This is a genomic window from Streptomyces sp. NPDC002851, from assembly GCF_053591935.1.
On sequence record NZ_JBSFUT010000063.1, the window covers coordinates 20,223 to 28,323 of the forward strand.

The following is an 8,101-nucleotide window of genomic DNA, read 5'->3' on the forward strand; positions in this document are numbered from 1 at the left end:
CTGAAGCGACTCAAGCGACCGAGTTCCGCGGTTGCGGGCGGACGCACGGCAGGGGCGAAAGGTTGCCCGGCAGTGGGTCGCTTCGGTCGCTTGAGTCGCTTCAGTAGCTGTTCTTCGGACGTTCTTCAGTCGCTGCTTGAGTCGCTGTCTCTGCCCGACTGAGTCCCGCTGGAAGCCCCTTGGAGCGGACAGCGACTGAAGAACAGCGACCGAAGAGCTCTTCAGTCGCTGCGTCGCTGTCCGAAAAACCCCAGGTCAGAGGGCATCTAACGAGAAAACAGCGACCGAAGCGACTCAAGTTCCGGGTATGTCAAACGTAACGCGCGTGCGCGCGCGTGCGCGTTGGCGTCATATATAGAGTCGCTGAGTCGCTTCAGTCGCTGTTTTGGTCGTTGTAAGGCTCTGACCTGTGGATTTAGTGAGACCGAAGAACAGCGACTGAACGTGCTTCAGTCGCTGCCGCCGAAGTTGAGTCGCTGTTGGCTCCATCATCGACACGATGTGCGGGCTTTGGCCTCAGGTGCCCCACGAGCCGCCAGGACTTCGCTAATCTATGTCCGTCGTTGAGTCGCTTCGGTCGCTGATAGGGGAGCTAAATGCCTGCTGAGCTGCGTTTTTCGCGCAGCGACTCACGGCAGCCCGGCCCTGCTCGTTCAGTCGCTGCTTCCCTGTCCACGGCCAGGTGGTGCGCGAGCCGGGGCTGGCCCGTCTTCCCGCTGGCCGCCGGGCGCAAAGTCCCGGCCGCCAACTGCGAGTCCTGCCGCAGGCCCGGGCACACGCACCGCGACTGCGGCTGCCGCGCCGAGGGCCGCTGGTGCCACGGGTTCCACGCCGCCACCCTCGACCGGGCCCGGATCGACCGCTGGTGGGGGAGCAACCCCGCCATGGGCGTCGGGGTCTCCTGCGGTCCCGCCGGGCTCGTCGTCGTCGACGTCGACGCGCACCAGCAGCCCGTGCCGAGCCGGGACCGTCTTCTGCCGGGCATTCACATCCCGGACGAGGTCGACCTGATGGGCCTGGCGAACGGCTACCACACGCTGGCCGTCCTGGCCGCCCTGCGAGGCGTCGTGAGTCCCTCCGAGGACGAGAGCACGCTCCGGGTGCGCACCCCCTCCGGCGGGATGCACGTCTGGTACCGGACCGTCGACGGCCGTTCCTGGCAGTGCTCCACCGGGACCAGCACCCGCCGCGCACTCGCCTGGCAGGTCGACATCCGCGCCCACGGCGGCTACATCGTCACACCGGGCACCACTACGCCCGACGGCGCCTACACGCCCGTAGGGCCCGTACGAGAGCCCGCCCCGCTGCCCTCCTGGCTGGCTCAGGAGCTCGAGCGCACCGGACACCTCCCTGCGGTGCCCGCGCCGCGTCCTGTGCCGCCACGCGCCCGTCAGGCGGTGCTCGCGGCGGGTGGCGGCCGCGACCGGGCCACCAGGACGCTGCTGACCGTGCTGACCGAAGTCGCCGACTGTGCCAAGGAGTCCGAGGGTGCCGCGTTCTCGGAGAAGCTCAACCGGGCCGCCTACACCCTGGGCGGTCTGGTCGCCGCGGGTCGGCTCGACCACGCAGAGGCCGAGCGGGTTTTGGCCGAGGCCGCCGAGCAGGCCCGCCCGGGGCAGACCCGGCGGGCGGAGCAGATCATCCGCAGTGGCATGAGCGCCGGGCTGCGACGCCCCCTGGATCCCGGGAGCCGCTCGTGACGCCGTCCCCGCACCAGGATCAGGACCAGAACAACGCCCTCTTCGACTTCGACGCGGAGGCCGTCGCGGCCCAGATCCTCGCCCGCTCCTCCGCGGGCCCCGTGCCCTCGCAGGCCGGTGAGGCCTCCGCCCCGGACGCTGCCGCGGACTCCGCGCCTGAGACCGTGGCGACCCCGGACGGGCTCGTCCCGGACACCCTCACCGACCGTGGCAACGCCAAGCTGTTCGTGAAGTTGTACGCCGCCGACTACCGGCATGTGCCAGGACTCGGCTGGTACCGCTGGGACAGCACCCGCTGGCAGATCGACGACGACGACACGGTGATGTGGGCCGCCGGTGATCTGGCCGAATCCATCGCCGGGACCGACCCGCGCGGCCTGCACACCACCTCGGCTCTCCAGAAGCACCGCAAACGCGCCCTGAGCACCTCCGGCATGAACGCGATGCTGACGCAGGCCAAGTCCGCGCCGGGCATGGTGCTCAACGCGGCCCGCCTGGACGCCGACCCGTACGTCCTGTGCACCCCCGCGGGCATCGTGGACCTGCGCACCGGCCTGCTGCGCACCCCGGACCCCAACAAGGACTTCCACTCGCGCTCCACGTCCATGGGGCCCAAGCAGATGCCCACGCCGCGCTGGAACCGCTTCCTCGGGGACACCTTCGGCAACGACGCCGAGGGCACCGAGATGATCGGGTTCCTGCACCTGCTGCTCGGCTACTCGGTCACCGGGGACGTCGGCGGCCAGGTCATGCCGTTCCTCTTCGGTGTCGGCAAAAACGGCAAGTCCGTACTCCTGGACGTCCTGATGAAGCTCCTCGGGGACTACGCGGACGCGGCGCCCCCCGGCTTCCTGATGGCACGACCGTACGAAGGACATCCCACGGACCTCGCCGAACTCCACGGCCGCCGGGTCATCGTGTGCAGCGAGGTCAAGCCGGGGGACCGGTTCGACGAGGCGCGGGTCAAGCTGCTCACCGGCGGCGACCGGATCAAGGCCCGCCGGATGCGGCAGGACTTCTTCAGCTTCGAACCGACCCACAAGCTCTGGCTGCTCGGCAACCACCGGCCCGAAGTCGGCACCGGCGGCTTCGCGTTCTGGCGCCGGATGCGGCTCATCCCGTTCGAGCGGACCGTCCCCGACGACCGCAAGATCGATAACCTGGCCGACATCCTCGTCACCGAGGAGGGCCCGGGCATCCTGAACTGGCTGATCGAGGGCGCCCGTCGCTACCTCGGCGGCGACAAGGACCTCACCGGCCCGGAGCGGGTGCGCATCGCCACCACCGCGTATGCGGAGACGGAAGACCATACCGGCCGTTTTCTCAGCGAAAGCTGCATCCTTCACCCGGATCAGCGGGCAGAGCAGGCACGGCTGTATGCGGCGTACAAGAGCTGGTGCCAGAATGAGGGGGCGCCGGCCATGACGTCCCGCTCCTTCGCAGCTCGCGTACGCGAGACGATCGGGCTCGCGTCCCCGAAGCAGATGATCCTGTCGAACCAGCGCAAGTACTACCCGGGCATCGGACTGCTTGCCGATGAGGAGGATGCCTGATGGTGGTATCAAGCCAAGGGAGGCGACGGACGGTGTGCCTGGGTGCCATGGCTGTGCAGGCTGATGGGTATCTGAACCCTGAAGCCACGCGTGAGGCGTCGGAGTTGGCACGAGAAGGTAGGACAGCATGAGCGCCCTCATCACTGAGGACGAGATCCGTGAGGAGACGGAGATCGTCTGGCTCGAAGACGCCATGGCGCTGGATTACGTACGGCAGAGCCTCGACCGGCTGCCCACCCGCAGAGGCCGCCCGGCCTACCACCGCGACGGCCGGATGGTCGGATACGCCCTGCTCGGCCCGGGCGCCAAGGCGTCCCGCTCGTCCGGCACCTTCCGACGCCGGGTGTTCTGGCTGCTCCCGCACGACCGCGACACCGAGCCCAACGGCCTGTACGTCACCGGGGCGCCCGCCGAGGCCGTCGACCCGCGCACCCTGGCCCCGGGCACCAAGGGGTACAAGACCGAGCGTTCCGAGGGCGGTCCGCCCTCGTCGGCGATGCAGGAGCTGGGGATAACGCTGCCGCTCTGAGGCGTCGCTCTCAGGCGCCGCTCTGACGGACTCCGCGCGGCCGATTCCGGCACCCGGCACCCGGTGGTGACACTGATCGTCGTCGTGGGTGCGGAGCGCGGTCAAGGCCGGACGGCGGGGCGCGTACGACTACGGCAGGTACGGCAACACGCGCACCTCGGTGGGCGCGCGCGTGGTTGGCCTCTTTTTCGGCCGTTCCGTTCTCCGGCTTTTCCGTTCTTTCTGCTTCAGCCGCCGACCGTCTCCAGCGGCTCATCGGGGGCCCGCCGGGCCATCTCCTCGTGCACCGTCTCGCCCCGGTCGCCGCTGAGGTCCAGCGACGCGAGTACCGAAGAGATCACGACATTCGGCAGCAGATGGCGCAGGAGTTCGGAGATGCGGTCGCCGAGGTCCGTGTAGTCGCTGAGGGTCTGGGACATGGCCTGGACGCCCGCGAAGGAACCGACGACGACGCGCGCCGTTTCTTCCGGGACCACATGGGGGAGGAGCTCACCCTGGTCCCGTGCCGCGTCGAGGAGTTCGAGCATGATCTCGCTCCAGCGTCGGAATGGGCCACTCCGGTCCAGATCGGCGGCTTGTTGGTTAAGCGTCAACCAAACCCCGGCGCGAACCATCGGGTCGGTCTGTAGCCGGTGGACGTAGAGCATGATCACGTCCACGAGTTCCTGCATCTTGCAGGAGCGCGCGGGCACCGGCGCCTGCGCGTCCTGAGCGCTCAGCACGCCCTGCGCCAGGTGCTCCTTGGACTCGAAGTGAAAGTACAGGGCCCCCTTGGTAACGCCTGCAGTGGAGAGGATCTCGGCGATCGTCGCTGCCTGGTAGCCGCGCTTCTCGAAGACCGTAGCGGCCGCCTCCAGGATCTTCTGACGGGTACGGATGGCCCGGTCCTGCTTCGCCATGTCTCCTCCTTTCCTGCCGTGTGGCTAGTGTTGCGTACCTCATGGATCCGGCAAGACCCATGCAAAGAAACCGACGAGTTTGTATGTTACTGCGTGTACCTGCCTTCTACCTAGGGGGGCATGTGCGACGTTCACACGATCTTCGGGGAGACTGAGGTATGACCCGAGCAACGCCAGCGATCTTGGTGACGGGAGCGACGGGCACGGTCGGACGCGAGGTGTTGCGGCGGTTGCCCGCCGACAGCCCGGTGCGGGTACTGACCCGGAATCCGGAACGCGTTGGCCCCGTAGGGGAGGGGGCCGAGGTGATGGCAGGGGACTATGCGGACCCCGGCTCCCTGGAGCGGGCGCTGCGCGGAGTGGACCGGGCCTTCCTCGTCACGGCCCGGATCGGCGGTGACGACGACGCGCGCTTTCTGCGGGCGGCGCGTTCCGTGGGCGTACGCCAGGTGGTGAAGCTGTCGGCGGCCGCGGTGTGCGACCCCGAGGCGGACGATCTGATCACCCGCTGGCAGCGGACGTGCGAGCGGCAGTTGCGGGAGTCGGGGCTGGCGTGGACGCTGCTGCGCCCGCGGTCCTTCATGTCCAATACGTTGTCGTGGGCGCCGCTGATCGCCGCCGAGCAGCGGGTGTCCGCCTTGTACGGGGAGTCGGCCAACGCCTGTGTGGATCCGCGGGACATCGCGGAAGTCGCGGTGCGCGCGCTCACCGAGGACGGGCACGAGGGGGTCGCGCACACCCTCACCGGGCCGGAGCCCATCAGCGCCGTCCAACAGACGGAATGTCTCGCCGAGTTGCTGGGGCAGCCACTCGCCTTTGAGGAACTGGATGTGGCGCGGGCGCGGGAGCTGTATCTGCGGCGCTACGACCTGGAGCTGGCCGACGCGCTGCTGCGCAGCGCCGAGCGGCAGCGGGACGGCGCCAAGTTCCAGGTGGAGAACACGGTGTTGCGGGTGACGGGGAGTCCCGCACGGTCGTACGCCCAGTGGGCCGCGGACCATCTGCGGGCCTTTGAGACGGCGGGCCGTGAGGCGGCGGCCGTGACTCTTTGAGGCAGTGGCCGTTTTACCGCGGTAAATCAGCTGGGGCGGCAGGGAGGGCCGGTGCGAGTGGCGGGAGGCCGACCCGGAGCCGGTGCAGCGGCGCGCACACCCGGAGAGGAAGGACCAAGCCCATAGGGACGGGCCCAGTTCCATCGCGGAACTGGGCCCGTCCCTATGGGCTTGGTGGTGCTGTCAGGGCGTGGCCCGCACGCCTCAGTCGGGCTGCGGTGCGACGAGGACGGTGGTGCTGAAGACCCGCTCCCTGTCCTGCTCGCCGGTCACCAGGACCGATACCGGTTCGCCGTCCTCGGCGGGCAGTACCTCCGCCTCGATCATGCACGGTGCGTCGAGCTCGGCGTACCGGGCGAACTCGCTGACGACCGCGGCAGGCAGGACGGACGTCCGGCCCAGGACCGCGTGCGCGGCCTGGCGGGCCGCCTCCAGCAGAACCATGCCCGGGACGTGGTCCTGGGGGTGGTCGAAGAGGATGGGGTGTCGGGTGTCGGCCCGCAACTGCCAGCGGTTGCTCTCTCCGATGGGGGAGAGCACCACGTCGGTGGGCGAGGTGCGGCCCACGTGCTGCGGCGGGACCGGTGCGGTGAGCGGCAGTTGGGGCCGGTCACCGCGGATACGGCCTTGCCGTATCCGCTCGTACACCTGGGGCGTGGCGCAGGTATACGAGGCACCGCCGGTCGCCACGACCTGGCCGTCGCGGTGGAGCACTGCCTCGTACCGCAGCTTGGTCAGGTTCGACCCGCGTCGCTGTATCTCGGTGCAGGTGATGTCGATTTCGATGCCGGCGGGTGCGCCGGTGATCCGCAGATGCTCCGGCACGACGGCGAGTTCCAGGTCCCAGAGCAGGAACTTGTGGCCCAGTGGCACATCGAACTCGGTGTGGGCCAGGAGCGCGCCGACCTGACGGATCGTTTCGGCGGCGATGAGCGGGTCGTGGTGTCCGGCGACCTGGGTGAAGTAGCTGTGGCAGCGCGGCCATTGGGCCGTCACCCGGAAGTGCTTGTCGTCCTGGCGCTCCCAACTGGTGAGCAGGACCTCGGCGACCGCAGCGCGGTGTACGAACTCCTTCGGGACGGTGGTCGTGAGAGAAGGGAACCGGGACAGGGCCTGGCTGAGAGGCGTTGGGCTCAGGCTCCCTTCGGTCGTCCCCGATGGACTGGATGAGAGCTGGATGGTGCTCGCGGTCATGATCCTCCCCCAAGGAACAGCAGCAGGAGCCACACAGATGTGAAGGGGCGGTGAGGACCAGCCCCTTGGGCCATAAGATACATACCACCCGGTTTAATTTCTAGTGTCGCCGGAGGCGTTCCGAAGCCGGAAACAAGCCGGGCTCCGGGGCGACTCCATCATCACCGAAGAACACCCGGCAAAGGGCCGGTGGCCTGCACTCCGCTTTCTCCAGAGGGCCTCAGGCGATGCTCGAGCGGAGAGATCGGGTCCGTCCGAAAAGCACCGTGCTCCGCACTCGTGCCCGCCTCGGTCTGGCCGGGACGCAACTTGCCATGGCGGGGACCCTTTTGGCGTGAATGCTTCGGGGCAGCTCCGAAAGACCCGCCAGGCCGCTCAGTGGTGTCGTCGCGGACCTTTTCCAGCAGTGCACTAGTCATTCTTGAGTAGTTGGCACAACCGTATCCGGAAGGCCAAGGAGGGCGTTGTGACGGATACGGATGGGCATGCGGCCCTGTTGCGCGTGGAGCGAGGAAGCGCCAGTGACGAGGAGTTGGCCGCGATCACCGTGACGCTGATGTCACTCCTGGCGGAACGCGAGCCCCGGGAGCAGGACGAGGGTGCGCGGCCCGCCGCGACGGGCTGGCGCGGCCGGCACCGGAGCACGGAATACCGGCCACCGCGCAGTTGGCGGTGACGGCCCGAGCCAGCGACGGACGGTCGGGCCGTTTCCCGCTCCCGGGCAGGGGTGATGGCTTGTTCTCCCCATACGGCACTTACATACCGCGCACGCGGTTTGTTAAGATGGGTGTGCCTGACAACGACCGACCGAACCTCGCACCGACGGATGGGAGGGAACTGACATGACGACCGTGGTAGCCCCGGCGCAAACCCGGACGGAACCCGCAGACGCCCGCGGCCGGGTGGCCGAGCTGCACGGCATCCGCGCCCAAGCGGAGGCCGGGCCGAGCGAGAAGGCGACGGCCTCACAACACGCCAAGGGCAAGCTGACGGCGCGGGAGCGGATCGAGCTCCTCCTCGACCCGGAGTCGTTCCGTGAGGTCGAGCAGCTGCGCCGGCACCGGGCGACCGGTTTCGGTCTGGAGGAGAAGAAGCCGTACACGGACGGTGTGATCACCGGCTGGGGCACGGTCGAGGGCCGCACGGTCTTCGTCTACGCGCACGACTTCCGGAT

8 protein-coding genes are annotated in these 8,101 nt (G+C 68.6%); 6 read left to right on the forward strand and 2 right to left on the reverse strand.

Translation table 11 applies throughout. The features are described from left to right. Window positions 1–596: 596 nt before the first annotated feature. The 3 genes from ACWD10_RS36950 (at window position 597) to ACWD10_RS36960 (ending at window position 3,782) form a co-directional block, all read left to right on the forward strand. Complete coding sequence (locus ACWD10_RS36950) at window positions 597–1,700, forward strand: bifunctional DNA primase/polymerase (RefSeq protein WP_451098098.1); 1,104 nt, start codon at window positions 597–599, stop codon at window positions 1,698–1,700. Then, window positions 1,697–3,253, forward strand: coding sequence for a DNA primase family protein (locus ACWD10_RS36955; protein ID WP_451098099.1), 1,557 nt, complete (start codon window positions 1,697–1,699; stop codon window positions 3,251–3,253). The genes ACWD10_RS36950 and ACWD10_RS36955 overlap by 4 nt, the downstream gene beginning before the upstream one ends. Window positions 3,254–3,380: 127 nt before the next feature. Further along, entirely contained in the window at window positions 3,381–3,782 is a 402-nt protein-coding gene (locus ACWD10_RS36960) for a DUF6009 family protein (RefSeq protein WP_451098100.1), read from the forward strand. 227 nt (window positions 3,783–4,009) lie between these two features. On the opposite strand, the gene ACWD10_RS36965 is transcribed toward ACWD10_RS36960, so the two are convergent. Continuing rightward, window positions 4,010–4,681: a ScbR family autoregulator-binding transcription factor gene (locus ACWD10_RS36965; protein WP_451098101.1), complete on the reverse strand. Its 672-nt coding sequence runs from the start codon at window positions 4,679–4,681 to the stop codon at window positions 4,010–4,012. A gap of 158 nt (window positions 4,682–4,839) precedes the next feature. On the opposite strand from ACWD10_RS36965, the gene ACWD10_RS36970 reads away from it, so the two are divergent. Beyond that, window positions 4,840–5,733: an NAD(P)H-binding protein gene (locus ACWD10_RS36970; protein ID WP_451098102.1), complete on the forward strand. Its 894-nt coding sequence runs from the start codon at window positions 4,840–4,842 to the stop codon at window positions 5,731–5,733. Window positions 5,734–5,937: 204 nt separating this feature from the next. Here ACWD10_RS36970 and ACWD10_RS36975 read toward each other — a convergent pair whose 3' ends face one another. Beyond that, on the reverse strand, window positions 5,938–6,927 hold the full coding sequence (locus tag ACWD10_RS36975) for a ScbA/BarX family gamma-butyrolactone biosynthesis protein (RefSeq protein ID WP_451098103.1): 990 nt from the start codon (window positions 6,925–6,927) through the stop codon (window positions 5,938–5,940). A gap of 466 nt (window positions 6,928–7,393) precedes the next feature. Here ACWD10_RS36975 and ACWD10_RS36980 point away from each other — a divergent pair, with 466 nt between their 5' ends. After that, entirely contained in the window at window positions 7,394–7,603 is a 210-nt protein-coding gene (locus tag ACWD10_RS36980; protein WP_451098104.1) for an acyl-CoA carboxylase subunit epsilon, read from the forward strand. Between the two features lie 166 nt (window positions 7,604–7,769). Continuing rightward, window positions 7,770–8,101 (forward strand): carboxyl transferase domain-containing protein (locus tag ACWD10_RS36985; protein WP_451098105.1); only part of this gene is annotated, 332 nt, incomplete at its 3' end.

Excerpts from the sequence above, each read along its gene's own strand:
- ACWD10_RS36950 (WP_451098098.1), top strand. The coding sequence starts at position 597 with ATGCCTGCTGAGCTGCGTTTTTCGCGCAGCGACTCACGGCAGCCCGGC.
- ACWD10_RS36960 (WP_451098100.1), top strand. The coding sequence starts at position 3,381 with ATGAGCGCCCTCATCACTGAGGACGAGATCCGTGAGGAGACGGAGATC.
- ACWD10_RS36965 (WP_451098101.1), bottom strand. The coding sequence starts at position 4,681 with ATGGCGAAGCAGGACCGGGCCATCCGTACCCGTCAGAAGATCCTGGAG.
- ACWD10_RS36970 (WP_451098102.1), top strand. The coding sequence starts at position 4,840 with ATGACCCGAGCAACGCCAGCGATCTTGGTGACGGGAGCGACGGGCACG.
- ACWD10_RS36975 (WP_451098103.1), bottom strand. The coding sequence starts at position 6,927 with ATGACCGCGAGCACCATCCAGCTCTCATCCAGTCCATCGGGGACGACC.